This window comes from Micromonospora parva, assembly GCF_000718515.1.
Taxonomy (GTDB): Bacteria; Actinomycetota; Actinomycetes; order Mycobacteriales; family Micromonosporaceae; genus Micromonospora; species Micromonospora parva.
Map to the genome: position 1 here is coordinate 69,405 of NZ_JNZS01000023.1, position 25,394 is coordinate 94,798.

19 protein-coding genes and 1 rRNA gene are annotated in these 25,394 nt (G+C 71.6%); 7 read left to right on the forward strand and 13 right to left on the reverse strand.

Going from position 1 to position 25,394, the window contains the following annotated elements:
• Positions 1 to 54: 54 nt before the first annotated feature.
• From IF22_RS0126380 to IF22_RS0126400, 5 genes are all read right to left on the reverse strand, one after another.
• Complete coding sequence (locus IF22_RS0126380; RefSeq protein WP_081884033.1) at positions 55 to 867, reverse strand: TIGR03936 family radical SAM-associated protein; 813 nt, start codon at positions 865 to 867, stop codon at positions 55 to 57.
• A gap of 157 nt (positions 868 to 1,024) precedes the next feature.
• The gene (gene mycP, locus IF22_RS0126385) at positions 1,025 to 2,443 is read right to left on the reverse strand and encodes a type VII secretion-associated serine protease mycosin (protein WP_081884035.1); all 1,419 of its coding nucleotides are present in this window, start codon (positions 2,441 to 2,443) and stop codon (positions 1,025 to 1,027) included.
• A 10-nt stretch (positions 2,444 to 2,453) separates the two neighbouring features.
• Positions 2,454 to 3,947, reverse strand: coding sequence for a WXG100 family type VII secretion target (locus IF22_RS0126390; protein WP_030336565.1), 1,494 nt, complete (start codon positions 3,945 to 3,947; stop codon positions 2,454 to 2,456).
• Positions 3,948 to 3,957: 10 nt separating this feature from the next.
• Entirely contained in the window at positions 3,958 to 4,398 is a 441-nt protein-coding gene (locus IF22_RS0126395; RefSeq protein WP_030336567.1) for a hypothetical protein, read from the reverse strand.
• 248 nt (positions 4,399 to 4,646) lie between these two features.
• On the reverse strand, positions 4,647 to 6,641 hold the full coding sequence (locus tag IF22_RS0126400; protein ID WP_030336569.1) for a TIGR03960 family B12-binding radical SAM protein: 1,995 nt from the start codon (positions 6,639 to 6,641) through the stop codon (positions 4,647 to 4,649).
• A 107-nt stretch (positions 6,642 to 6,748) separates the two neighbouring features.
• Here IF22_RS0126400 and IF22_RS36055 point away from each other — a divergent pair, with 107 nt between their 5' ends.
• Positions 6,749 to 8,062, forward strand: a complete 1,314-nt coding sequence (locus IF22_RS36055) for a hypothetical protein (protein WP_245233742.1) — start codon at positions 6,749 to 6,751, stop codon at positions 8,060 to 8,062.
• A 9-nt stretch (positions 8,063 to 8,071) separates the two neighbouring features.
• Here IF22_RS36055 and IF22_RS0126410 read toward each other — a convergent pair whose 3' ends face one another.
• Together IF22_RS0126410 and ileS are read right to left on the reverse strand one after the other, a co-directional pair.
• Positions 8,072 to 8,761 (reverse strand): lysophospholipid acyltransferase family protein, encoded by a 690-nt coding sequence (locus IF22_RS0126410; RefSeq protein ID WP_030336572.1) that lies wholly within the window; start codon positions 8,759 to 8,761, stop codon positions 8,072 to 8,074.
• A gap of 96 nt (positions 8,762 to 8,857) precedes the next feature.
• Complete coding sequence (gene ileS / locus IF22_RS0126415; protein WP_030336574.1) at positions 8,858 to 12,004, reverse strand: isoleucine--tRNA ligase; 3,147 nt, start codon at positions 12,002 to 12,004, stop codon at positions 8,858 to 8,860.
• 306 nt (positions 12,005 to 12,310) lie between these two features.
• On the opposite strand from ileS, the gene IF22_RS0126420 reads away from it, so the two are divergent.
• A complete protein-coding gene (locus IF22_RS0126420; RefSeq protein ID WP_030336576.1) occupies positions 12,311 to 13,330 on the forward strand; it encodes an ArsR family transcriptional regulator in 1,020 nt (339 codons plus the stop codon).
• Positions 13,331 to 13,624: 294 nt separating this feature from the next.
• The gene (locus tag IF22_RS0126425) at positions 13,625 to 14,803 is read left to right on the forward strand and encodes an acyltransferase family protein (protein WP_209444607.1); all 1,179 of its coding nucleotides are present in this window, start codon (positions 13,625 to 13,627) and stop codon (positions 14,801 to 14,803) included.
• A gap of 66 nt (positions 14,804 to 14,869) precedes the next feature.
• Here IF22_RS0126425 and IF22_RS0126430 read toward each other — a convergent pair whose 3' ends face one another.
• Positions 14,870 to 16,420: an alkaline phosphatase D family protein gene (locus IF22_RS0126430; protein WP_030336580.1), complete on the reverse strand. Its 1,551-nt coding sequence runs from the start codon at positions 16,418 to 16,420 to the stop codon at positions 14,870 to 14,872.
• A gap of 228 nt (positions 16,421 to 16,648) precedes the next feature.
• Here IF22_RS0126430 and IF22_RS0126435 point away from each other — a divergent pair, with 228 nt between their 5' ends.
• The gene (locus IF22_RS0126435) at positions 16,649 to 17,080 is read left to right on the forward strand and encodes a carboxymuconolactone decarboxylase family protein (RefSeq protein ID WP_247676182.1); all 432 of its coding nucleotides are present in this window, start codon (positions 16,649 to 16,651) and stop codon (positions 17,078 to 17,080) included.
• On the forward strand, positions 17,077 to 17,955 hold the full coding sequence (gene sigJ / locus IF22_RS0126440) for an RNA polymerase sigma factor SigJ (RefSeq protein ID WP_030336584.1): 879 nt from the start codon (positions 17,077 to 17,079) through the stop codon (positions 17,953 to 17,955). Before IF22_RS0126435 ends, sigJ begins: the two co-directional genes overlap by 4 nt.
• A gap of 61 nt (positions 17,956 to 18,016) precedes the next feature.
• Here sigJ and ndk read toward each other — a convergent pair whose 3' ends face one another.
• Entirely contained in the window at positions 18,017 to 18,442 is a 426-nt protein-coding gene (ndk, locus tag IF22_RS0126445; protein ID WP_030336586.1) for a nucleoside-diphosphate kinase, read from the reverse strand.
• Positions 18,443 to 18,584: 142 nt separating this feature from the next.
• Between ndk and IF22_RS0126450 the strand changes: the two genes are divergently transcribed.
• Entirely contained in the window at positions 18,585 to 20,042 is a 1,458-nt protein-coding gene (locus tag IF22_RS0126450; protein WP_030336588.1) for a VOC family protein, read from the forward strand.
• 42 nt (positions 20,043 to 20,084) lie between these two features.
• Here IF22_RS0126450 and IF22_RS0126455 read toward each other — a convergent pair whose 3' ends face one another.
• Genes IF22_RS0126455 through IF22_RS0126465 form a run of 3 tightly spaced genes read right to left on the reverse strand, consistent with a single transcriptional unit; the run spans position 20,085 to position 24,465 of the window.
• Positions 20,085 to 20,519, reverse strand: a complete 435-nt coding sequence (locus tag IF22_RS0126455) for a DUF4233 domain-containing protein (protein ID WP_030336590.1) — start codon at positions 20,517 to 20,519, stop codon at positions 20,085 to 20,087.
• A complete protein-coding gene (locus IF22_RS0126460; RefSeq protein WP_030336592.1) occupies positions 20,516 to 21,850 on the reverse strand; it encodes a bifunctional folylpolyglutamate synthase/dihydrofolate synthase in 1,335 nt (444 codons plus the stop codon). Before IF22_RS0126460 ends, IF22_RS0126455 begins: the two co-directional genes overlap by 4 nt.
• Positions 21,847 to 24,465, reverse strand: coding sequence for a valine--tRNA ligase (locus IF22_RS0126465; protein ID WP_030336593.1), 2,619 nt, complete (start codon positions 24,463 to 24,465; stop codon positions 21,847 to 21,849). Before IF22_RS0126465 ends, IF22_RS0126460 begins: the two co-directional genes overlap by 4 nt.
• 69 nt (positions 24,466 to 24,534) lie before the next feature.
• Between IF22_RS0126465 and IF22_RS0126470 the strand changes: the two genes are divergently transcribed.
• Positions 24,535 to 25,221, forward strand: coding sequence for a hypothetical protein (locus IF22_RS0126470; RefSeq protein WP_030336594.1), 687 nt, complete (start codon positions 24,535 to 24,537; stop codon positions 25,219 to 25,221).
• Between the two features lie 84 nt (positions 25,222 to 25,305).
• On the opposite strand, the gene rrf is transcribed toward IF22_RS0126470, so the two are convergent.
• Positions 25,306 to 25,394 (reverse strand): 5S ribosomal RNA (gene rrf / locus IF22_RS34025); the annotation flags it as partial.

A 25,394-nucleotide genomic window follows, 5' to 3' on the forward strand; every position in this document is an offset into this window, starting at 1 on the left:
GGCGCGCGTGGTGCGCGACCGCCGAAGTCTGCCTGCCAGAGCACGGACCGTCGGTCAGTGCCCAACGATGGCTGCCCCGTCGCGGTCCGCATCCAACGGATCCACGATCGCACCCTGCGCGGTCAACGTGCCCTGAGCCAGCCGGGTCACCCTCGGCGAAACCGGCGGCTCCAGGTCGGCCACCACGCGGAGGCCGGAAAGGACGTCATCGGGCCGTACGGACGGGGTGACCTGCCGCACGACCAGTTCGAGTATCGCACACGGTACGGCCGGCGCCCCGGAAGGCGTCGGCGTAGGCAGTTGGACATCGATCGATATCACGGCGGCGCGGGCGTCGAAAGTACGTCGCCCCTGCTTGGTCATCCGCTCGACCAGCACCTCCTCGGCCGCGACGAAGGCGTCCACGGCGGCGCGCAGCACCGCCGGGTCGACCTCGGGCAACTCGATGTACCAGCGCGACGCCTCGATCCGCTCCGGCAGGTTGCCGCCCTCGGCGATCACAGCGTCCAGGACGTCCAGCCCCGGCGAGAGCGCGGCGTCCAACGCGGCGCGCAGCGCCTCCGGGTCGACAGCGGCCTGCAGGGCGATCTCCAGGTACTCCGCCTCGCTGGCCACCCCGGTGGGCGCGGCGCTGGCGTAGGAGATCTTCGGGTGCGGGTGGAAACCCTGCGAGAAGGCGACCGGCACGGCGGCCCGGCGTAGCGCGCGCTCGAACGCCCGGGCGAAGTCCCGGTGCGAGGTGAATCGCAGCGGCCCGCGCTTGGCGTACCGGATGCGGACGCGCTGGACGACCGGTGCCTGGCCGCCCTCGGGTTGAGGCTTCTTGGCGATCGTGGGCTCCTCGGGTGTACCTGCGTGTCCGCCCATCCTGGCGCAGAGCCCGTGGCGGTACGCAGCCGGGGCAGCCGAATGGCCCCGGCAGACGGGTGCAAACCGGTCAGCAGGGGCGCGACCACCCGGTGCGAATGCCGATGGCCGGCCGGTGACCCGGAGGTCACCAGCCGGCCATCACGATCGGGACCGGTTACCGCTCTGTCGGCGGGACCGGCGGTGGCCCGCCCGGCGGGCCGTAACCGGACGGCGGGCCGTAGCCGGGAGGAGGTGCGTAGCCGGAGGGCTGGCCGTGGCCGGGTGGCGGCGGGTAGCCGGGAGGAGGTGCGTAGCCGGGTGACGGGGCGTAGTACGCGTCCGGCGACGGAGGTGCGCCAGGGGTCACCCGGTCGAGCACCTCGTCCGGGATCTGGGCTGCTCGGGCCGCCTCCCGCCGGTAGCGCCGCCGGTTCCAGATGAGGAACACCGCCAGCCCCAGCAGCAACACCAGCACCACGGCGATGCCGATGCCCACCACCATCACCTGCTGGTCGGTCGGACCACCGCGGTCACCGTGCTGGGTGACGTCGAACTCCTCGTCCGCACCCCCGGTACGGGCCGGGCCGCCGGTGCCGGCCGGGTCCGGATCGGTCGCGGCGGCCGGACCGAGCAGCGGGTTGCTGGTGACCGGCGGCACGTTGGCGGTCAGCGCCTTCATCGGGTCGATCACCCCGAAGCCGTACTGCGGATCCCGTCCGGACGGGCCGGCGTCCCGGGCGGTCCGGATGATCCGGTTGATCACGCTCGGAGCGCTGAGGTCCGGGTACTTTGCCCGGATCAGCGCGGCCAGGCCGGAGACGATCGCGCTGGAATCGGAGGTCCCGTCGCCCCAGCCGTAGCCCGCCTCGTTGGTGATGTTGTAGACGCTGTCGCCCGGAGCGGCGACCACCGCCTCCGGCCCCCGGACGGAGCCGGACCAGAACTTGCCACCCTTTGTCGTCCCGGTCACGGCGATCACGCCCGGGGTATTCGCCGGGCTGCTCACTGTGTTTCTGCCGTTGGCGGTGTTGCCGGCGGAGCCGACCACGACGACGTCATGGTCCAGCGCGTACTTGATCGCGCTCGCCTCTTGAGGGCTGGCCATGCCCGGGCCACCGAAGGACATGTTGATCACCTTGGCGCCGCCGTCGACGGCCATCCGGATGCCGAGGGCGACCGCGGCCTCGCTGTTGCTCCCGGTGCCCTTGCGCAGCTTGATGGGCAGGACCTTCGCGCCGGGAGCGATGCCGTCCACACCGTCGGAGCCACCCTTCGCCGCGATGATGCCGGCGATGTGCGTGCCGTGCCCGTCCTCGTCGGCCCGGCCGTCGCCGGCCGCGCCGTAGCTGCGACCACCCGCAAGCACCTGGCCACGCAGGTCGGGGTGGCTGGCCTCGACGCCACTGTCGAGCACGGCCACGACCACGCCCCGCCCGGTCGAGACCTTGTGCACCTGGTCGATCCGCAGCTCGTCCAGATACCACTGCTCGGCCCGCCGGGGCGCGGCGGCCGCCGGCTGGGCGACCCCCGCCACCAGGAACCCCGCCAGCAGACAGGCGACTACCGGCCGGAGGCTTCCGACGTTCACCCTCATCCGTCCATCCTCACCGAAGGACGCCCGGGGACGCCCCGTCACCGGGGCCCCACGGATCGTCGTCCTCAGTCAACCACGACGAGTGCTCGGAGCCGCCGCCACCGCCGTGTCCGGCGCCGCCCGCGCCGCCCATCATGCCGCCGCCCATCATTCCGGCGCCGCCGATGCCCGCACCACGCGCGCCGCTCGCCATCCCGGCACCACCAGGGCCAGCGGCAGCGGCAGCGCGCAGCGCGTTCGCGGCGCTCGTCATCGGCGGCAGCTTTCCGTTGCCGCCACCCACCATGCCGGGGATGCCGCCCACGCCGATGCCACCGCCCGCGCCGATGCCACCACCGGCACCGATCCCGCCGGCCGACCCGACGCCGGCACCGCCGCCACCGAACCCGCCGCCGGCGCCACCGAGGCCGGCGCTGCCGACCCCGCCGCCACCGATGCCACCGCCCAGGCCGCTGACGCCGCTCGGACTGGCGCCGGCCAGACCGCTGCTGTAGCCAGCGTCGCTGCCCGGGTAGCTGGAACCGGTCGACGGGGAGGTGAGCTGACCGGTGCCGCCGGTGGGTGAGCCCTCGCCGATCCCGCCCGGCGTGGTCGGGGAGAACGGGCCGACGGTGGACGTCGGGCCGCCCGTTTCGCCGATGCCCGGCGGCCTGCTGCCGATGGTGGGGCCACCACCGATATCGGGCTTCCCGCTGAAATCCCCACCACCGATGTCGGGTCGCCCGGTTGGCGGAATCCGGGTGTCACGCCTGATGTCGTTCTCGTCGTCACGCGGAGGATCACCGATGCCTGTCGGCGGGACCACTGTCAGCTTGGGACGCTCCGTGTAGACCGCCTGGGGCAGCGGCGCCATCGCGGTGTTCGCCGCCTGCTGGTTGTCCCGGTACCAGTTGTCCAGGTGGGACTTGGTGTCCCACCAGCCGCCCCGCTTCTGGTCACCGGCCTGACCGTCGACCTTCATCGTCGCTTCCAGGTCGTCGGCCTTGTCCCGGAACGCGCCGTCGGCGTACGAGGCGGGATTGTTCTGGTAGTCCTGACGCAGGGCGGCGAGGAACCCCGACGAACTCTCGCCGTCGCGGGCGTCGTCGAGCTCGGTGCCGTTGGGCAGGCTCCACTCGTTGAAGCCGAAGTCGTCCATCAGCGGGATCGGGATCGTGGAGACCGACTTGCGGATGTCGCCCTCGATCCGCGTCAACGCGCCACTGACGTTCGTCGCGTCGGTGATCAGATCCTCGATCTGCTTGCCGATCTTGCCCAGGTGCTCGCGGTACGCGTCGCCACCGCTGCCCTTCCAACCGGCGAGCATCCCGGGCAGACCGCCGACGTTGGGGCGTTCCTGACCTGTCGCGACCGGGCCGACGAACGACCGACCGACGAGCGCGTCGCGCAGCTGTTGCAGGCCGCTGGAGAGATTGCTCCAGCCCGCTCCGACCGAACCGACCGTTTCCGGGTCCGCGGAGAGCGTCACCTCGCGGACGCACCGCTCCCAGGTTCCTCCAGCCATGACGTCCCCCTCAGGCCGTGTACGGGTAGGTGGGTGCGCCGCTGGCAGTGGGCGGCGGCGACGCCGACTCCAGCAGCCGCTCGATCTCCTTGCCGTTGGCGCCGTTACGCGCCTCGGTGTCGCGGAACGCCTTGGCGATCTCCTCGGTGCCCTCCTTCAGCGCGGCGAGCTTCTGGGAGAGCGTCGTGAGGTGCGCTTCCATGTTCGCAGTGGAGGTCTCCAGGGCCCGCCACTGCATGACGGCGTCCTCGTACGCGCCGAACGGGGTGCCGTTCGGGACGGTCTGGGCGTTGTTGCTGTCGCCCTTCATCCGCGTCTTGATGCGTTCCATCTCGTATTTGATGGTGTCGTCGACGTACTGCCTGAGCCGCTCGACGTACGCTGCGGCGGCGTCCAGGTCCTCGACGCTGACGTGCAGATCGCCGATGCTCGGCGGCGGGATGCTCCCCATGCGATTCCTCCCCCGTCCCCGACCCGCCGGGTCGGTCCATGTCAGACGCAGCGTATCGAGTCTGACCTAGGCGGGGCAGCCCCAGCCACCACCACGTGGTACAGATGACGGCCGATCCCGGTGGGTCCGGTGCGGGCGACAGCGCGGCGAGGCCCTGACAACGCCAACGGGCCCGCGAGACGTGGGCCCGTTGGAAAACATGTCGGATGTGGAGGGTGGTCGGGCGCCGCCAGCCGGCGGCAGCCTGGTCAGGGGTGCGAGTGGCCCGACGGAACCTTCATGCCGTTGCCGCCCAGCGGCGTGAGCGGCAGCAGCTTCTTGCCGGTGGGGCCGATCTGGATCTCGGTGTCCATCGACGGGCAGACGCCGCAGTCGAAGCAGGGCGTCCACCGGCAGTCGTCCTGCTCGAACCCGCTCACCGAGTCCTGCCAGTCCTGCCAGAGCCAGTCCTTGTCCAGGCCCGAGTCGAGGTGGTCCCAGGGCAGGACCTCCAGCTCGTCGCGCTGACGGGTGGTGAACCAGTCGAGGTCCACCCCGTACGCGGGCAGCGTCTCGGCCGCCGCGTCCACCCACCGCTGGTACGAGAAGTGCTCGCTCCACCCGTCGAACCGGCCGCCGTTCTCCCAGACCTTGCGGATGACCGAGCCGACCCGGCGGTCACCTCTGGAGAGCAGCCCTTCGATGAGGGACGGCTCGCCGTCGTGGTAGCGGTAGCCAATGGCCCGGCCCAGCGAGCGGTCCGCGTTGATGGCCTGCTTGAGGATCTTGAGCCGGTGGTCGATGACCTCCGGACGGTCCATCGCCGCCCACTGGAACGGGGTGTGCGGCTTCGGCACGAACCCGCCGATCGAGACCGTGCAGCGGATGTCCTTGGAGCCGGTCGCGGCGCGGCCGGCCCTGATCACCTCGTGGGCCATCTCCGCGATCTCGAGGACGTCCTCGTCGGTCTCGGTGGGCAGGCCGCACATGAAGTAGAGCTTCACCTGTCGCCAGCCGTTGGTGTACGCGGTGACGACTGTCCGGATCAGGTCTTCCTTCGACACCATCTTGTTGATGACCTTGCGGATCCGCTCCGACCCGCCCTCCGGGGCGAAGGTCAGGCCGGTACGCCGACCATTGCGGGACAGCTCCTGCGCGAGGTCGATGTTGAAGGCGTCCACCCGGGTCGACGGCAGCGACAGCGAGACGTTCGTGCCCTCGTACTGCTGGGCGAGGCCGGAGCACATGTCGCCGATCTCGGAGTGGTCCGCCGAGGAGAGCGACAGCAGGCCGACCTCGGAGAAGCCGGAGAACTCCAGACCCTCGCGGACCATCTGCCCGACAGTGGTGATCGACCGCTCCCGCACCGGCCGGGTGATCATCCCGGCCTGGCAGAACCGGCAACCCCGGGTGCAGCCCCGGAAGATCTCCACCGCGTACCGCTCGTGCACCGTCTCGGCCAGCGGCACGAGGGGCTTCTTCGGGTACGGCCAGGCGTCCAGGTCCATCGTCGTGCGCTTGTGCACCCGGAACGGCACGTCCGCCCGGTTCGGCACGACCCGCTGGATCCGGCCGTCGGGCAGGTAGTCGACGTCGTAGAAGCGCGGCACGTAGACGCTCTCGGTGCGGGCCAGCCGCAGCAGCAGCTCGTCGCGGCCACCCGGGGAGCCCTCGGCCTTCCACTCCCGGACGATCGCGGTGATCTCCAGGACCGCCTCCTCACCGTCGCCGAGCACCGCGGCGTCGATGAAGTCGGCGATCGGCTCCGGGTTGAACGCGGCGTGCCCACCGGCCACGATCACCGGGTCGGCGTCGGTGCGGTCGGCGGACAGCATCGGGATGCCGGCCAGGTCGATCGCGGTGAGCATGTTGGTGTAGCCCAGCTCGGTGGAGAAGGAGATGCCGAACACGTCGAAGCCGCGCACCGACCGGTGCGCGTCGACGGTGAACTGCGGCACGCCGTGCGTGCGCATCAGCGTCTCCAGGTCCGGCCAGACCGCGTACGTCCGCTCGGCGAGGGTGTCGGGCAGTTCGTTGAGCACCTCGTAGAGGATCTGCACGCCCTGGTTGGGCAGGCCCACCTCGTACGCGTCGGGATACATCAGCGCCCAGCGCACGGTGGCGGCGTCCCAGTCCTTCGTGACCGCACCCAACTCGCCACCGACGTACTGGATGGGCTTGGAGACCTGGGGCAGCAGCGGCTCGAGCTGGGACCACACGGAATTGGTCGCGGCCGCGCGCGGCGTCGTGGACGGGGCACTCATGATGCCCAAGGGTACGCGTTCGCCCGGCGCGGATCGCGCGCACGCCCGATCGGCGGTGGTGGCGGCGCGGTACTAACCTCGGATCGGCGCGAGAGGAGATTGCCGCGATGCCGGACCCCCAGCCGGGAGCACGGCCGGCCGACGGGAGCACCCCGGGCACCGAGCCGGAGCGGGACCCGGCGGTCGCCGACGAGCCGACCTCCCCACCCGTACCCCGGACCCAGCCGGACCGCTCGGAACAGCCGGACCCCTCGGACCAGCCGGACAAGCCGAAACCACCGACCCAGCCGGACCCCCCGGACCCCTCGGGCCAGCCGGACCCGCCGGACGAGCCGGAACCTGCCGCCACCGCGGAGGTCCCGGCGCCCAGGTGGAGCGGTTCGGCTCCGGTGCCGCCGCCGCTGCCCCGCCGGGCCGCCTGGGGCGAGTCGGCCGAGCCGACCCCTGTCCCGCCGGTCTCCGTCGGGCCGCCCGAGCACCAGACGCCCGTCGACCCGTGGGCCGGCGTGGACACCGGCGGCTGGGACCTGCCCTCCGCCGAGCTGCCGCCGCTGCCACCGACGTTGTCGTACCCGGCGCCGCCGGAGACCCGGCAGTGGTCCTCCGGGCCGCCCGCTCCCCCGGTCGGGCCGTATCCGGTGTCGCCGTCGGCCCCGATCGCACCGCGGGCCGTCGGACCTGTGGCGCCGCCGCCGGCCGCCCCGAGCGCGCCGCGAGCCGCCGGACCCATGGTGCCGGCCCGACCGATGTCGCCACCCGCGCCGCCGAAGGTGCCCAAGCAGCGCCGGGGCAAGCGGTTCACCGCGTCACCGCCCGCCCCGCCGCCGGGCTGGCAGGCGCCCAAGGGGTACGTGCCGGTCCCGGTCCGCCGACGACGCCGCTGGCCGTGGCTGCTGCTGCTCACGCTGGCCTGCTGCTGTGGCTGCCCCGCCTACTACGGGTTCCCGATCTCGGCCCAGTACCCGGCGCGGGCGGCACTGCCCGTCCAGGTGAACGACCTCAGCCTGCGCCAGGACAACCGCAGCACCGAGACCGCCAAGAAGTTGGAGAACGAGGTACGCAAGGAACACTGGCTGGCCGAGGACACCTTCGCCGGCGTCTACGCCACGACGAGCGGCAAGCGGGTGACGGTCTTCGGCGGCACCGGCTTCCGGTTCAGTCCGGAGTCGGACGCGGAGGCCGAGATCAGCCGGCTCACCGATCGGTACGCGCTGAGCGCCCCGGAGAGCGTGGACACCGGTGTCCGGGGCCGGCACGAACGATGCGCTGTGGGTAGCGCCGACGGCAGTGACGTGGTGGTCTGCACGTCGGTCGACCACGGCAGCATCGCCACCGGCGTGTTCACCCGACTCTCGGTGGCCGACAGCGCCGACCTGCTGGCCAGCCTGCGCGCCCAGATCGTCCAGCCCGAACGGGGCTGAGCCGCGCCCTCAGGCGTCGCGGGTCGGGTCCGGGTGGGCCCGCGGCGGGGCGTAGCGCGGCACGTACTCCTGGCCGGTGAGCTTCTGGATCTCACTCATCAGCTCGTCGGTCATCTGCCGTAGCGAGGTGCGATCGTCCGGCCGGCCGGTGAAGTCCAGCGGCTTGCCGAACCGGACCGTGATCTTGGCAGCGCCCGGCCGGGGCACCCGGGCGCCGATCGGCTGCGCCTTGTCCGTACCGATCATGCCGACCGGGATGATCGGCACGCCGGCCGAGATGGCCAGCCGGGCCGCGCCGGTACGCCCCCGGTAGAGCTTGCCGTCCGGCGAGCGGGTGCCCTCCGGGTAGACCACCACCAGGTCACCGCCCTTGAGCGCCGGGATCGCCGCGTCGAACGCGGACAGCGCCGCCCGACCGCCGGCCCGCTCGACCGGGATCGCGCCCAGGCCGGTGAGCACGAACTTGGAGATCGCGCCCTTCACGCCGGCGCCCTTGAAGTACTCCGACTTCGCCCAGAACGCCAGGTGCCGGGGCACGACGGTGCCGAGGAACAGCTCGTCGGCCACCGAGAGATGGTTGCCGGCGAAGATCGCGCCGCCGGTCTCCGGCACGTGTTCCAGACCCTCCACGGTCGGGCGGAACGCCACCCGCAGCGTGGGCGCCACGGTCAGCTTGCCGATGGTGTAGAGCAGGGGCACTGGTCCTCCGGCAGATGAGGTGCGAGCGGGCGGTGTCACGGTAGCGGACGCCGCCACACCCCGCAGACGGAGGTGCGGCGGCGTCCGCCCCGCGTGCTACGACCGGCGGACGGTGACCGTGACCCGCTCGCCCTCGCCGACCTCGCCGGCGAAGCCGTCGAGGCCCTCGGCGAAGTCCACCGAGTCGGCCAGGACCTCGCCGGCCACGAAGTCGAGGTACCCCGCCACCGCCGCGCGTACCTCGTCGGACGCCGACACCGACACCACGATCCGGTCCGAGACGTCCAGGTCGGCGTCCCGGCGGGCCTGCTGCACCACCCGCACCACGTCGCGGGCCAGCCCCTCGGCGGCCAGCTCCGGGGTGACGTCGGTGTCCAGCACCACCACGCCCTCGCCGCCGGGCAGCGGGGCGGAGTGCTCGGCGTCGGCCGCGATCAGGCGCAGCTCGTACTCGCCCTCGGCGAGGGTGACACCGGCGGCCACCGGGGCGCCGTCGACCAGCTCCCAGTCACCGGCCTTGACCGCCTTGATCACCTGCTGCACCTGCTTGCCGACGCGCGGGCCGAGGGCCCGGGGCACCACCGTCAACACCTGCTCGCAGTACGCGGACAGCTCCGCGCTGAACTCCACCGTCTTCACGTTGACCTCGTCGGCGACCAGGTCGGCGAACGGGCGCAACTGCTCCGCCGCCGGCGAGGCCACTGTCAGCGTCGACAGCGGCAGGCGCACCCGCAGCCCCTTGGCCTTGCGCAGCGACAGCGCCGCCGAGGCGACCGCCCGCACGTTGTCCATCGCGGCGACGAGGTCGTGGTCGGCCGGGAACTCCTCCGCCGAGGGCCAGTCGGTCAGGTGCACCGACCGCTCACCGGTGAGCCCACGCCAGATCTCCTCCGCGGTCAGCGGCGCGAGCGGCGCCACCACCCGGCAGAGCGTCTCCAGCACCGTCGACAGGGTGTCGAACGCGTCGGCGTCACCGGACCAGAACCGGTCCCGGGACCGGCGCACGTACCAGTTGGTCAGCGCGTCCAGGTAGGACCGGACGGTGGCGCAGGCGCCGGAGATGTCGTAGGCGTCCATCTGCGCGCCGACCGTCGACACCAGCTCGTTCGTCTTCGCCAGGATGTACCTGTCGAGCAGATGGGTGGAGTCGGTGCGCCGCCGCGCCTGATACCCGTCAGCGTTGGCGTAGAGCGTGAAGAAGTACCAGACGTTCCACAGCGGCAGCAGCACCTGGCGTACCGCGTCGCGGATCAGCGTCTCGGTCACCGCCATGTCCCCGCCGCGCAGCACCGGCGACGACATCAGCATCCAGCGCATCGCGTCCGAGCCGTACGAGTCGAAGACGTGGTAGACGTCCGGGTAGTTGCGCAGGCTCTTGGACATCTTGCGCCCGTCCGAGCCGAGCAGGATGCCGTGGCTCAGGCAGTTGCGGAACGCCGGCCGGTCGAACAGCGCGGTGGCCAGCACGTGCATCGTGTAGAACCAGCCGCGGGTCTGCCCGATGTACTCGACGATGAAGTCACCCGGGTAGTGGTGCTCGAACCAGTCCGCGTTCTCGAACGGGTAGTGCACCTGGGCGAACGGCATCGAACCGGACTCGAACCAGCAGTCCAGCACCTCCGGCACCCGGCGCATCATCGACTGACCGCTCGGGTCGTCCGGGTTGGGGCGGACCAGGTCGTCCACTTCGGGCCGGTGCAGGTCGGTCAGGCGTACGCCGAAGTCCCGCTCGATGTCGGCGAGGGAGCCGTAGACGTCCAGGCGCGGGTAGTTCGGGTCGTCGGACTTCCACACCGGGATCGGCGAGCCCCAGAACCGGTTACGGCTGATCGACCAGTCCCGGGCGTTGGCCAGCCACTTGCCGAACGAGCCGTCCTTGATGTGCGCCGGCGTCCAGTTGATCTCCTGGTTCAGCTCGACCATCCGGTCCCGGAACTTCGTCACGGCGACGAACCACGACGAGACCGCCTTGTAGACCAGCGGGGTGTCACAGCGCCAGCAGTGCGGGTACGAGTGGGTGTAGGTGTCCTGCTTGAGCACCACCCCCCGGTCCTTCAGCTCCCGGATCACCGGCTTGTTGACGTCGAAGACCTGCTCACCCTGGTACGGCGGAACCAGCGCGGTGAAGCGGGTGTGGTCGTCCACGGTGACGATGGTGGGGATGCCGGCGGCGTTGCAGACGTTCTGGTCGTCCTCACCGAAGGCCGGGGCCAGGTGCACGATCCCGGTGCCGTCCTCGGTGGTGACGAACTCCGCGCCGAGCACCTGGTAGGCGTTCTCCCCGGCCTGCTCGACGAGGAAGTCGAACAGCGGCGTGTAGCGGCGTCCGACCAGGTCCCGGCCGTACACGGTGCCGACCTGCTCGAACCCGTCCAGTTCCTTGGCGTACGCGGCCAGCCGCGCCGCCCCGACCACGAACCGCTCGCCCTCGCGCTCCAGGACCGCGTACTCGATGTCCGGGCCGACGGCGAGCGCCAGGTTCGACGGCAGGGTCCACGGCGTGGTGGTCCAGACGCCCAGCTTGACCGGCCCGCGCACCAGCTCCGGGGCGGACTCGTCGGCGGTCAGCTCGAACCACACCGACAGGGTGGGGTCGTGCCGGTCCCGGTAGACGTCGTCCATCCGGGTCTCTGTGTTCGACAGCGGCGTCTCGCAGCGCCAGCAGTACGCCAGCACCCGGAAACCCTCGTAGATCAGACCCTTGTCGTGCAGGGTCTTGAAGGCCCACATGACGCTCTCCATGTAGTCCAGGTCGAGGGTCTTGTAGTCGTTGGTGAAGTCGACCCAGCGGGCCTGCCGGTTGATGTACCGCTCCCAGTCCTGGGTGAACTCCAGCACCGAGGTCCGGCAGGCCTCGTTGAACCGGGCCACGCCCAGGTCGATGATCTCCGCCTTGCTGGTGATGCCGAGCTGCTTCTCGGCCACCACCTCGGCGGGCAGGCCGTGGCAGTCCCACCCGAAGCGCCGCTCGACGTGCCGGCCGCGCATGGTCTGGTAGCGCGGCACCACGTCCTTGACGTAGCCGGTGAAGAGGTGACCGTAGTGCGGCAGACCGTTGGCGAAGGGCGGGCCGTCGTAGAAGACGTACTCGTTCTTACCGTCGGTGCCGGCGGGACGGGCCTCGACGCTGGCCTCGAAGGTCTTGTCGGCCGTCCAGTGCTCCAGCACCCGGCGCTCGACCGCGGGCAGGTCCGGGCTCGCCGGCACACCGGCGGCGGTCGGGTCGTGCAACGGATAGGCCATCGGGGGTCGCTCTCCTCGCAGCTCACTCAACGTGGGTCTGCGAGGACGAACCGTCCGGGTACGCCGACGACGGCGCTCCCGGGTGGCCCGCGGTACCACCCCGCTTGGCGGTCAGGATCGACCGCCCGCTCATTGCCGGCTGTGACGGGCCGCACCCGTCCGGTTCTACTGGGCCGGTCGCCCGGCTGTTCTTCCGGAGGCTCACCGGTGATGGCCGGGTCATCGCCTTACGGTGCTCAACGATACAAGACCCGCACCCCACCCCACCGCCGAGTGACGCGCGCTCCGGCACCCTAGGCTGACCGGGTGATCCGGATCGAGTTGGACGAGCCGACCCTGTCCCGCACCCGGATCGCCACCAGCCCGCTCTGGGAGGTGCTGACCAGCCTGTTCGTGCTGCACCGCCATCCGGTGCAGGCGCCCTGGCCGTACACCGCCTGGGCGCGGCACGCACGGCGGGTGCTCGACGAGGTGCCGGCGACCGCGCCGGCCCGGCTGCTGACCGTCGGCCTACCCGCACCGGACTTCCTCAGCCCGATCCCCACGTCGGCCGCGCCGACCCTGGCCGACCAGCTCGCCGAGCTGCGCGCGACGCCGGCTGAGGTGATCGCCGAGCAGATCCCCCACTACTACCAGCCGGACGACCTGCCGGAGTGGCTCCGCCCGTTCGTCACGGACCGGCGGGCCGCCCTGGAGCGACTCGCCGACGGCATCGAGGCGTACTGGGACGCGGCCATCGCACCGTGGTGGCCGGCGATGCAGGCGGCGCTGGACGAGGAGGTGCTGCACCGGGCCCGGGCGCTCGCCGCGTACGGTCCGGACGCGCTGCTGGCCGACCTGCACGAGCGGGTGCGCTGGGACAAGCCGGTGCTGACGCTGGTGAAGCCGTCGGAGCAGGAGTTCACGGCGGTGAACCAGCGGCTGCTGCTGATTCCCCTGGTCTTCGCGCAGGGAGCACTCATCTGCGCCACCGACCATCCGGAGATCATCGCCGTCTCCTACCAGGCGCGCGGGGCGGTGGTGCTCGCCGAGGGTGGGCCGACCTCGACGGCCCGGACGACACCGGTCACGGACCGGCTGGCGATGCTGGTCGGCCGAGGTCGTGCCCAGGTGCTGCGGGCGCTGGCGCGGCCAGCCACCACCGCTGGCCTCGCGGCCGCTCTGGGGCTCGCCCCGAGCACGGTGTCGGAGCAGCTCTCCGCGCTGCTGGCCGCCGGTGTGGTGCATCGTCGCCGGGTGGGCCGGCGGGTGTTGTACGGCCTGGAACCGGCCGGTCTGGCACTGGTACAGCTCGTCGGTGACGAGCCGGCGGACGCCTCGGCCTGAGCATTCGGCTCGATCCGAATCCGTTTCCCACCCGTCCCCGTCGCTCCTAGCCTGCGGATCACAGCGTCGTAAGGTCCAGGCGGTCCGCGGCGTCGACCTGACGGTCGGCAACGGGGAGCTGTTCGGCCTGCCCGGGCCGAACGGCGCTGGCAAGACCGGCACCCAACCATTGTTGATCAAGGAGTTGTCGCCCCGCTCGACGGCTCGGGGTCACGGGGAGGGTGGCGTTCCGGAGCGAGGCGGCGTCAGAGAGCCGCCTTGACGCGTTGTGTGCCGCTCCCCAGAATTCAGCGGGTGGCCACGATAAGTTACGCCGAATACCGAGCGATGCGCCGGTTTCCTGCCCTCGACGGGCTCCGTGCGATCGCCGCGGTGATCGTCGTCGCCTTCCACTTCGGGGGGCCGCGATGGACCTGGCTGTCCGGCTGGGTCGGCGTCCAACTGTTCTTCGTGCTCTCCGGCTTCCTGATCACCACGCTGATGCTGCGCGAGGAGGAGTCGCGGGGGCGGGTGTCGCTGCGGTCCTTCTACGTCCGGCGCATCTTCCGGATCCTGCCGGTCTACCTGGTGGTGCTCGCCGCGACGTACGCCCTCGCGCACCTCAACGGCGCCAGCGCGAGGCTGCGCGAGTCGATGCCGTTCTACCTGCTCATGGTCAACGAGTTCGCGCCGAACCAGGCGTTCCCGCACTCCTGGACGATCGCGATCGAGTGGAAGTTCTACCTGGTCTGGCCGCTGCTCGCCTTCGTGTTCGTCCGCACCGCGTTCCTACGCCGGATGGCGGTGACGCTGCTGGCCATCGCCGCTCTGGTCGCGCTGATCCCGTTCGAGAAGGACTGGCCCTACTGGCCGATCCACTACGTGTCGATCCTGGTGGGTTGCCTGCTGGCGGTCGTCATGCACCACCCCCGGGGGTACGCGCTGTTCCGGCCGTTGACCCATCCGGTGGCGTCCCTCGCCGTACTCGTCGGGTTCGTCGCCGTGCACCTGTCGCTGCCGTACTGGCCGCCCGCCGAGGACGGTCACTCGGAGTTGATGATCGGCGTTTACGCGGTGGCGGTGGCGGTGCTGCTCCCGGCCATGCTGGCCTCGGGCCTGCCGACGAAGCTGCTCTCCTGGCGACCGCTGGTGTTCGTGGGCGAACGCTCCTACTCGCTGTACCTGGTGCAGTACCTCGCCATGACGACGGTGATCGCGTTGGTCCCGTCGTACGCCGGGCACAGCACCCGGTTGTTCGTCGCCACCACGGTGGTCGGTCTGCTCGCCGCCGATCTGCTCTACCGCTGGGTGGAGCAGCCGATGATCGGGGTGGGACGCCGGTTCTCCGGCCGGGGAAAGGTGGTCCCCGCCACACCGGCCGCCACCCCGACGTCCCCCGCGCCGACGACCCCCGAGCCCTCCATGTCGGCCGACCCCAACGAGCGGACGGTGCCCGCCCTGCCGGCCCTCACTCCCGGCGGCGACCGCCGCTGATCATGAGGTTGGCGGACGGCAGGTTGCCCAGTCCGCCCCGCCAACCTCACGACCAACGAGCTGTGGTCAGGGGGCCGGGAGGGTGGTGCTCCACAGCGAGGCGCCGTCCCGGTCGCGCAGGTGGACCGTCAGGGCCTCGGACTCACCGTCGATGGTGACCTCACCGAAGTGCTGGAAGCCCTCCGCCGGAGACGTGTTGGCCACCGGCGGCGCGTGCACGAAGGCCGCCCGGGGCCCGAACGTGCCGTCCAACGCGTTCGGGCCGAACGCGCCGGCGTGCGCCGGGCCGGAGACGAACTCCCAGAACGGGGTGAAGTCGCCGACCGCCGCGCGGGACGGGTCGTAGTGGTGCGCGGCGGAGTAGTGCACATCGGCGGTGAGGAAGACCATGCCGGTCACCCCGGCCCGGTGGGTGGCCCGCAGCACCTCGGCGAACTCCAGCTCCCGACCCGCCGGCGCACCCGGGTCGCCCTGCGCGACACCCTCCTGCGCGCCCGGACCGTCCGGCACCACCACTCCGATCGGCAGGTCGTTGGCGATCACCTTCCAGGTCGCCGTGGAGCGCTTCAGCTCCCGGATCAGCCACTCCCGCTGCTGCCGGCCGAGCAGACCACGCTTCGGGTCGGCGTACGTGTTGCCGTCGTTCGGGTCCTTGTGGGTGCGCATGTCGAGCACGAACACGTCAAGCGACGGCCCGTACGACAGCCGCCGGTACATCGGCCCGTCGACCGGCACCGGTAGCCACTCGTTGAACGCCTGGCGGGCCCGCGCGGCGAGCACGTCCACCCGCCGCTCGGTGTAGCGCGGGTCGTCCAGGATCTCACCCGGGTACCAGTTGTTCAGGACCTCGTGGTCGTCCCACTGGTTGATCTGCGGCACCGCCGCGGCGAACTCCCGCAGGTGCTCGTCGAGCAGGTTGTAGGCGAACTGCCCGCGATACTCGGCCAGCGTCTCGGCGACCTTGCTCTTCTCCGGTGTGACCAGGTTGCGCCAGATCCGCCCGTCGGGCAGCGTCACCGACTCGACCAGCGGGCCGTCGGCGTACACCGTGTCGCCGCTGCACAGGAAGAAGTCCGGTCGGGCCTGCCGCATCGCCCGGAAGATCGACATGCCGCCGAAGTCGGGGGCGATGCCCCAGCCCTGCCCGACCACGTCGCCGGTCCAGACGAACTTCACGTCACGTCGGCGGTGCCGTCCCGGCGCGGTGGTCAGCGTCCCGGTCCGCGGCTCGCTGACCACTCCGTGCCGATCCAGGCTCTCCACCCGCACCCGGTAGTGCAGCCGCTCGGCGTCCGGCAGGCCCCGCAGCCGGACCTTCCCGGTGAAGTCGCCGTTCGGGGTGAGCACCGGACCGCGCAGCTGACGCGCCCCCCGGAAGTCCGGTCGTCGGCTCACCTCGACCAGCATCCGGCCCGGCCGGTCGGCCCGCGTCCAGACCAGCGCCGAGTCCGCGGTCACGTCGCCGCTCTGCACCCCGTGGGTGAGCACCGGGCGCGCCGCCGGGCGCCAGGCCGGGGCGGCGTTCGCGCCGGCACCGCCCAACAGCGCGCCGCCGGCGGCTCCGGCGCCGACCATCAGGCCGGTGCGCAGCAGGGTACGTCGATCAAGCTCGGTCATGCTTCCTCCCGATCATGGGTTGACCCCGTGGGTCTATCGGGCGGAGGTGACAGTGAGCGGCGGCCCGGGTGACGCGGACGCGAACGCCGGCCGTCGGTCGTCGGTCGGCCTGTCGCCCACCCGATCGCCGCGCCGGCATGAGCGGGGTCACAGTCCCGGTTGTCACGACGCGCCCGGCGCAACCGTCGTATGGGTGTCGGAACCGATCAGGAGGTAGTCGTGCAACGGATGAACCCGACCGAGGTCGTGCCGCAGGCGTACAAGGCCGTCCTCGGGTTGGAGAAGTACGTCCAGACGAACGTCGACCACACGGTGCTGGAGCTGGTGAAGCTCCGGGCGTCGATGATCAACGGGTGCGCGTACTGCGTGGACATGCACAGCCGGGACGCGCTCGCCGGCGGCGAATCGAGCCGGCGGCTGTTCGCGGTCGCCACCTGGCGCGAGTCGCCCTTCTTCGACGAGCGGGAACGGGCCGCGTTGGCCCTCACCGACGCGGTCACCCGGCTCGGCGAGCACGGGGTGCCGGACGAGGTGTGGGATGACGCCGCGAAGGTCTGGTCGGAGAAGGAACTGGCCGACCTGGTCATCGCGATTGCCACAATCAACGTGTGGAATCGGATCGGGGTGACGATGCGGCTGGAGCCTCCGGCCCAGGCGTGACCACCCGGGCGGCAGCAGAGGCGGCCGGTGCGCTCGAGGCGCACCGGCCGATGCTGCTTGGGCTCGCGTACCGGCTGCTCGGCAGCCTGCACGACGCGGAGGACGTGCTCCAGGAGGCGTACCTGCGCTGGCTGGGTGTGGACCGGGCACGGGTCGACGAGCCGCGCCGGTACCTGTCCCGGGTGGTCACCCGGTTGGCAGTGGACCGCCTACGCGCCCGGCAGGCGGCCCGCGAGACGTACGTGGGCACGTGGCTGCCCGAGCCGGTGCCGACCGCGCCCTCGCCGTTCGGGCCGTTGGACCGGGTGGAGCTGCGCGACTCGCTCTCCACCGCGTTGCTGCACGTCCTGGAGCGGCTCACCCCGCCGGAGCGGGCGGTGTACGTCCTGCACACGGCCTTCGACCTGCCGTACGCGGAGATCGCCGAGATCCTGGACCGGTCCGTCGCCGACTGCCGGCAGCTGTACCACCGGGCGACCGCCCGGGTACGCCAGGAGCAGCGCCGGTTCACCGCCAGCCGCCCGGAGCGGGACCGGCTGCTGAACGCGTTCCTCGCCGCCGCCCGCGACGGCGACCTGGCCACCCTCACCGACCTGGTGGCCGCCGACGCCACCGCCTGGAACGACGGCGGCGGGCGGGCCCGGGCCGCCCTCAACCCGGTCACCGGCGCGGACCGGATCGCCCGGTTCTACGCCGGGGTCTACGGCCCACGTCATCAGGTGACCATGGAGCCGATCGAACTCAACGCGGAACCCGCGGTGCTGGTCACCCGCGCGGACGGCAGCCGGTACACGCTGACCATCGCCGCGGCCGACGGTCGGATCACCGGGATCTACGTGATCGGCAACCCGGCGAAGGTGCCGGCGACCGGCTGAATTCGGGCGTCAATGGTGCCGGGGGCCCGTCAGTGGTGTCGGGCCCTCGGCCGGTGGGGCGTCAGCCCAGCTCGGGGAACCAGAGCGCGATCTCGCGCTTGGCGCTGTCCGTCGAGTCGGAGGCGTGCACGAGGTTCTCCCGGTTGGACAGCGACAGGTCACCGCGGATGGTGCCGGCGGCGGCCTTGCGCCCGTCGGTGGCCCCGACCAGCCCACGGACCACGTCGATGACCTGGTCGCCGGAGAGCACCAGGGCGACCAACGGGCCGCCGGTCATGAAGTCCTTCAGCGGCGGGTAGAACGCCTTGTCGACGTGCTCGGCGTAGTGCTCGTCGGCGAGCGCGGCGTCCATCGTCCGGTGCACCATCGCGTCGATCCGCAGCCCCTTGCGCTCGAAGCGGGAGAGGACCTCGCCGACCAGGCCGCGGCGAACCGCGTCGGGCTTGATCAGAACGAGGCTGCGCTCTTCCGGGCTGTTGCTGGACACGCTGGGTTCCTCCTGTACGCGCTTCACGCTCGGGGTCGGTACGGTCAGCCTAGCGACCCGGCCCCGGCGTCGGCGCGGCGGCCGGTCTTTCCCCCGGTGGCCGATCCGGCCTAGCCTGGTCCTGACCCCCGGGAGGTCCACTGTGGCGAATGGCGGGAACCGACCCATCGCGCCGGTACGCAAGCTGATCGGCGCGGTGCTGGGCACCGTTGCCACGTTCGTCGTCCTCTTCGGCCTGGGCATGACCAGTTGGGCCATCGTGGCTCTCGGGGTCGCCCTGCTGGTGCTGGCGATCGCGCTGGCGACCGTACGCGGCGGCGGGCGTACCTGGGTGGTCGGCGTCGGGCACGTGCACAGCGCCTCGGAACCACCCACCCAGTACGCGTTCGGCCGCTGCGAACTCCAACTGGTGATCGACGCCCCGGGTCTGCCGCCCCGGTCCAAGAAGATCATCGAGCCGAGGGTGCCGGTCTCCAAGTGGCCGTCGCTGGGCCAGACCCTGCCGATCCGGGTCGCGTTGGACGACCAGCGGCACGTCAAGGTCCTCTGGGACGAGGTGCCGACCCACGCCGAGACCGCCGCCGCCGTCGCCGACCTCCCGCCGGAGTTCGCCGACGCGGAGGCGATGGACGAGGTGCTGATCCAGCAGGACGCGCCGCCGTGGGCCGACCGCGCACCGGACGACGACTTCCGCGAGGACTTCCGTGACCCGGTCGGTGACCCGTTCCGGGACCCGCTCGGTGACCCTGTGCGCGCCGACCCGCTGCGCACCGACTCCCGGCGTGACGATCTCCGGCGTGACGACGCGGGCGTCGTGGCCGAGGAACGCGAGCCCGTGGTGATGCACCAGAGCCCGGGCGGCCCGGTGGTGTTGGAGGGCGTCGTCGTCGAACCGCAGGCCGGCGGGCTGCCACGGCGGGCCACCCCAGCCCCCCGCTCACCCGCCGAGGAGCGCTTCGACGAACCCGTCGCGGACCGGTTCGACGCCACGGATGACGACACTGTCATCCCGCCCTCCGACGACACCGTCGACCCGCCGGCGCAGCGCTTCGACCCGCCGCCCGCGCAGCGGTCCGGCCCCGGTGCGGCCGACCCGTTGGACCCGCTCGACCTTCCGCTGGACGATCCCTCCCCGGCCGGTGCCGCACCCGAGACGGTGACCGACGAGGAGTTCGACCGGGCGATCTTCGGGTTCGCCGCCGACTCGGCAGCGGATCCCGCCGCACCGATCAGCGGGGTGGGCCTCACCCTCCTGGTCACCGACCTGTCCCGGTCGCTCGGCTTCTACCGCGACGTGCTCGGCTTCAGCGAGGTCGACCAGGGCGCCCACAACGCCGTCCTCGCCTCCGGGGCGACCCGGATCGTGCTGCGCGAGGTGACCGGGGCGGCGCCCATCAGCCGCCGCCTCGTGCACGTCAACCTCGAGGTCAACGACATCGAGGCCGCGTACGAACGGTTGCGCGGGTCGGGCGTCCGCTTCACGTACGCGCCCCGGGTGGTCAACCGGGGCACCAAGCTGGAGGGCTGGGCGGCGGCCTTCCGTGACCCGGACGGCCACGGTGTCGCCCTCACCCAGTGGCGCGAACGCGCCGACGCCTGACCCGGCCCGCTCCCGCCTCCGGGCGTCGCCGACGGGTCGTCCTCAGCCGAGGATGACGCGGCGAACATGCAACGCGTACGCCCAGACCAGGGCGAAGATGATGCCCAGCCCGAGCAGCGACCAGTGCAGCAGACCGCCCAGCAGCAGCAGGCCCTGCAGCACGGTGCCGGCGTTCCAGGCCCACGGGCGGCGCATCATGCCGGCGAGCACCACGGCGGCCACCGCCAACGCCACCACCGCGCCGATCGCGGCGCCGCCGAGGTCACCGCCGACCACCCGGATCGGCTGGATCGCCAGCAGCAGCACCAGCGCCTCCAGGCTGAGCGTGCCCGCACCGAGACCGCGTACCGCCCGCTCCGGGTTGCGCAACCCGGAGCGCCGTGGCTGCCCGGCCGTGGGCTGCTCCCCCACCGGCGGCTCGACCGGCGGACCGGTCGGGTCCTCGGCGGTGTGCGGGTCCCGCTCCGGGCTGGTCATCGCTTCAGCAGCCGGCGCGCGTCGGCGACAGTCACCACGGACCCAGTGACCAGCACCCCGACCCCGCTCAGCTCACCGGGGACGTCCTCCTCGGCCATCGCCACCGCCAGCTCGATCGCATCCGGCATCTCCTCGGCCGAGGCCACCCGCTCCTCGCCGAAGATCTCGGCGGCCAGCGCGGCCAGCTGTTCCGTCGGCATCGCCCGTGGCGAGCTGTTGCGGGTGACCACCACCTGGTCGACCACCGGCTCCAGCAGCTCCAGCAGCCCTTCCGCGTCCTTGTCGGCGAGGACGCCGAGCACGGCGACCAGCTTGCTGAACGCGAACTCCTCCTGGAGCGCGGTGACGGTGGCCTTCATGCCGTGCGGGTTGTGCGCCCCGTCCAGCAGGACGGTCGGGGCGTTACGGACCCGCTCCAGCCGGCCCGGGGAGCTGGTCGAGGCGAAACCCTCCCGGACCGCCTCGATGTCGAGCTGACGTCGAGCCCCCGCACCCAGGAACGCCTCCACCGCGGCGAGCGCCACCGCCGCGTTCTGCGCCTGGTGGGCGCCGTGCAGCGGGATGAACACGTCGTCGTACACGCCACCCAGGCCCTGGAGGCGCAGCACCTGACCGCCGACCGCGACCGCCCGACCGAGCACGCCGAACTCGCCGCCCTCCCGGGCGATGGTGGCCCCGACCTCGGCGCAGCGTTCGAGCAGCGGGCCCGCCGCTTCCTCCTCCTGCGCTGCCGCGATCACGGTGGCGCCCGGGTGGATGATGCCGGCCTTGGCCAACGCGATGTCCTGGAGCGTGTCGCCGAGCCACTCGGTGTGGTCCAACCCGATCGGGGTGATCACACAGACCCCGGCCTGGAGAACGTTCGTGGCGTCCTCGGCACCGCCGAGACCGACCTCGACCACCGCGATGTCGACCGGCGCGTCGGCGAACGTCGCGAACGCCAGCGCGGTGGTCATGTCGAAGTACGTCAGCGGCTCGTCCGACCGCGCGTCGACCAGCTCGGCCAGCGGTTTGATCTCCTGATACACCGCCGCGAACCGCTCCTCGCTGACCGGTTCCCCGTCCAGGCTGATCCGCTCCCGCACGGTCTCCAGGTGCGGGCTGGTGTAGCGGCCGGTGTGCAGCCCGAACGCCCGCAACAGCGAGTCGATCATCCGCGCGGTGGACGTCTTACCGTTGGTGCCGGTCAGGTGGATCGCGGGGTACGCCCGCTGCGGGCTGCCGAGCAGGTCGAGCAGCGACTCGATCCGGTCCAGCTCGAAGACCATGCGGGTGAAACCGCGGGCGTTCAGCTCGGCTTCGACGGCGGCGAAATCGGTACGGTCGGTCACGAGGGCAGTGTCTCCAGAGCAGCGTCGATCCGGACCAGGTCGGCCTCGGCGGTGGCGAGCCGGTCGCGGATCTTCGCGACCACCGGCTCGGGGGCCTTCCCGATGAAGGCCGGGTTGCCGAGCTTCGCCCGGGCCTGCGCGGCCTCCTTCTCGGCCGCCGCGCGGTCCTTGGTCAGCCGGGCCCGCTCGGCGGCCACGTCGATCGACCCCCGCGTGTCCAACGCGACACCGACCGCGCCGGGCATGGCCAGCGTGGCGCTGGCCTGGAAGTCGTCACCGGCCGGGTCCAGCCGGACCAGCGAACGGATCAGCGGCTCGTGGGCCGCGATACCCGCACCGGACAGCCCGTCCAGCCGGGCGGCCACCCGCTGCGTGGGACGCAGCCCCTGGTCGGAACGGAACCGGCGGATCTCGGTGACCACCCGCTGCACGCCGAGCAGCTCGGCCTCGGCGGCGTCGTCGACCAGCGACCGGTCGGCCACCGGCCAGGCGGCGGCCTGCACCGTCTCGCCGCCGGTCAGCGCGAGCCACAACTCCTCGGTGACGAACGGAATCACCGGGTGCAGCAGCCGCAGCAGCTGGTCGAGCACATGCCCGAGCACCCGACGGCTGGCCTCGGCCCGCTCGCCGCCCTCGGCGAGCACCGGCTTGCTCAGCTCGACGTACCAGTCGCAGACGTCGTCCCACGCGAAGTGGTACAGCAGGTCGCACACCTTGGCGAACTCGTACGCCTCGAACTGTTCGTCGACCTCGGCGGTGACGTGCGCCAACCGGGACAGGATCCACCGATCGACGGTGGAGAGCTGCTCGGTCGGGGGCAGGTCACCCGTGGTGTGGGCGCCGTTCATCAGCGCGAACCGGGTGGCGTTCCAGAGCTTGTTGCAGAAGTTGCGCGAGCCCTGGCACCACTCCTCGCTCACCGGGACGTCCTGGCCGGGGTTCGCGCCCCGGGCCAGGGTGAACCGGGTGGCGTCGGCGCCGTACCGGTCGATCCAGTCCAGCGGGTCGACCACGTTGCCGAACGACTTCGACATCTTCTTGCCGAACTGGTCGCGCACCATGCCGTGCAGCGCGACCACGTCGAAGGGCGGCCGGCCGTCCATCGCGTACAGGCCGAACATCATCATCCGGGCGACCCAGAAGAACAGGATGTCGTACCCGGTGACCAGCACGCTGGTCGGGTAGAACTTCGCCAGGTCCGGGGTCTGCTCGGGCCAGCCCAGTGTGGAGAACGGCCACAGGCCGCTGGAGAACCAGGTGTCCAGGACGTCCTCGTCCTGGTGCCAGCCCTCGCCGGTCGGCGGCGCCTCGTCCGGGCCGACGCAGACGATCTCACCGGCCGGGCCGTACCAGACCGGGATGCGGTGCCCCCACCACAGCTGGCGGGAGATGCACCAGTCGTGCATGTTGTCGACCCAGGCGAAGTAGCGCTTGGCCAGCTCGGCCGGCTCGATGCGGACCCGGCCGTCGCGCACCGCGTCCCCCGCGGCCTGGGCCAGCGGGGCGGTGTTGACGAACCACTGCAACGACAGCCGCGGCTCGACGGTGGTCTTGCACCGCGAGCAGTGCCCGACGGCGTGCACGTACGGGCGCTTCTCGGCGACGATCCGGCCCTGCTCCCGCAGCGCTGCCACGATCGCCGGGCGCGCCTCGAACCGGTCCAGTCCTTCGAACGGTCCGGGGACGGTGATCACACCCCGCTCGTCCATCACAGTCAGCGCGGGCAGGTCGTGCCGCTGGCCGATCTCGAAGTCGTTCGGGTCGTGGGCCGGGGTCACCTTGACCATGCCGGTGCCGAAGGACGGGTCGACGTGCGCGTCGGCGACGATCGGGATCCGGCGGCCGGTCAGCGGCAGCTCGACCTCGGTGCCGATCAGGTGCTGGTAGCGCTCGTCGTCGGGGTGCACCGCCACGGCGGTGTCGCCGAGCATCGTCTCGGCCCGGGTGGTGGCCACCACGACCTCGTCGCTGTAGCGGATCGAGATCAGCTCGCCGTCGTCGTCGGTGTGCTCGACCTCGATGTCGGAGAGTGCCGTGAGGCACCGCGGACACCAGTTGATGATCCGGTTGGCCCGGTAGATGAGGCCGTCGTCGAAGAGCTTCTTGAAGATCGTCTGGACGGCGCGGCTCAGCCCCTCGTCCATGGTGAAGCGCTCGCGGTCCCAGTCGACGGAATCGCCGAGGCGGCGCATCTGACCGAGGATCGCCCCACCGGACTCGGCCTTCCACTGCCAGACCCGCTCGACGAACTTCTCCCGACCGAGGTCGTGTCGGGACAGCCCTTCGGCGGCGAGCTGACGCTCGACCAGGTTCTGGGTGGCGATGCCGGCGTGGTCCATGCCGGGCAGCCACAGCGCCTCGAAACCCTGCATCCGCTTGCGACGGGTCAACGCGTCCATCAGCGTGTGCTCGAACGCGTGGCCCATGTGCAGGGAGCCGGTGACGTTCGGCGGCGGGATGACGATGGTGAAGGGGGGCTTGTCGCTGTCGGCGGAGGCCCGGAAGTGCCCGCCGGCTACCCACTGCTCGTACCGTCGCTGCTCTACCTCACCGGGCTGATACTGGCCGGCAAGGGTCGGGGCGTCGGGGCGTCGGGCATCCAGTCTCTCGGTCACCGGACAAGTCTACGGAGCGCTTCCGCGGACCTGACGTGCGCCACCTGCCGTTCGCGTACGGTGTCGGCTATGTCCGACGCACATCTCACCCAGCGGTCGCTCGACGGCGGCCGTGAGCCGGTCGAGCTGACCGAAGAGCCGATCCAGCTGAGCACCCGAGACTCCGGGGGCGATCCCGACGAGCGATCCGGTGGCTGGTCCCGCCGCCGCAAGATCGCTTGGGGGGCGGCGCTGGTGGTCGGTCTCGCCGGTGCCGGGGTGCTCGGTGTCGCTGGGTGGCGGGTGGCGCAGCAGAAGGACACCCAACTGACCTCACCCGATCAGGTGGTGGGCCTGACCCGCGACGACAGCGAGCGGGCGAAGAGCACCGCCGACTATCTGCGCAGCGGCCTGGCGGCGAACATCGAGCTGGACCGCAGTTTCGGCACCGTCTACCGCGACCCGGCCGACGAGAAGCGCTCGGTGCTCATCTTCGGCGGCACCACCCTGCTCTGGCAGCCGGAACGGGACCTGGACAGCCTCTTCCGCCTGATGTCGGACGAGACCGGTGCGGTGAACGGGCTGCGCGAGCTGCCCGCGGGCGACCTCGGCGGCGTGCTGAAGTGTGGCAGCACCAGCGGCGAGGGAGGGGACTTCGCGGTGTGCGGTTGGGCCGACCACGGCAGCGTGGTCATGGCGATGTTCCCGGGCCGGTCCGTCAATGACGCCGGCGACCTGCTGCGCGACCTCCGCGACGGCATGCAGACCCGAAACTGACCCGCACCGGTCGGCGCCCAGTTCACGGAAAACGAGCATACGCAGAAAAGGCCACCCCGTGAGGGGTGGCCTTTCTGGAAGATTGTCCGGCGGCGTCCTACTCTCCCACACCCTCACGAGTGCAGTACCATCGGCGCTGGAGGGCTTAGCTTCCGGGTTCGGAATGTAACCGG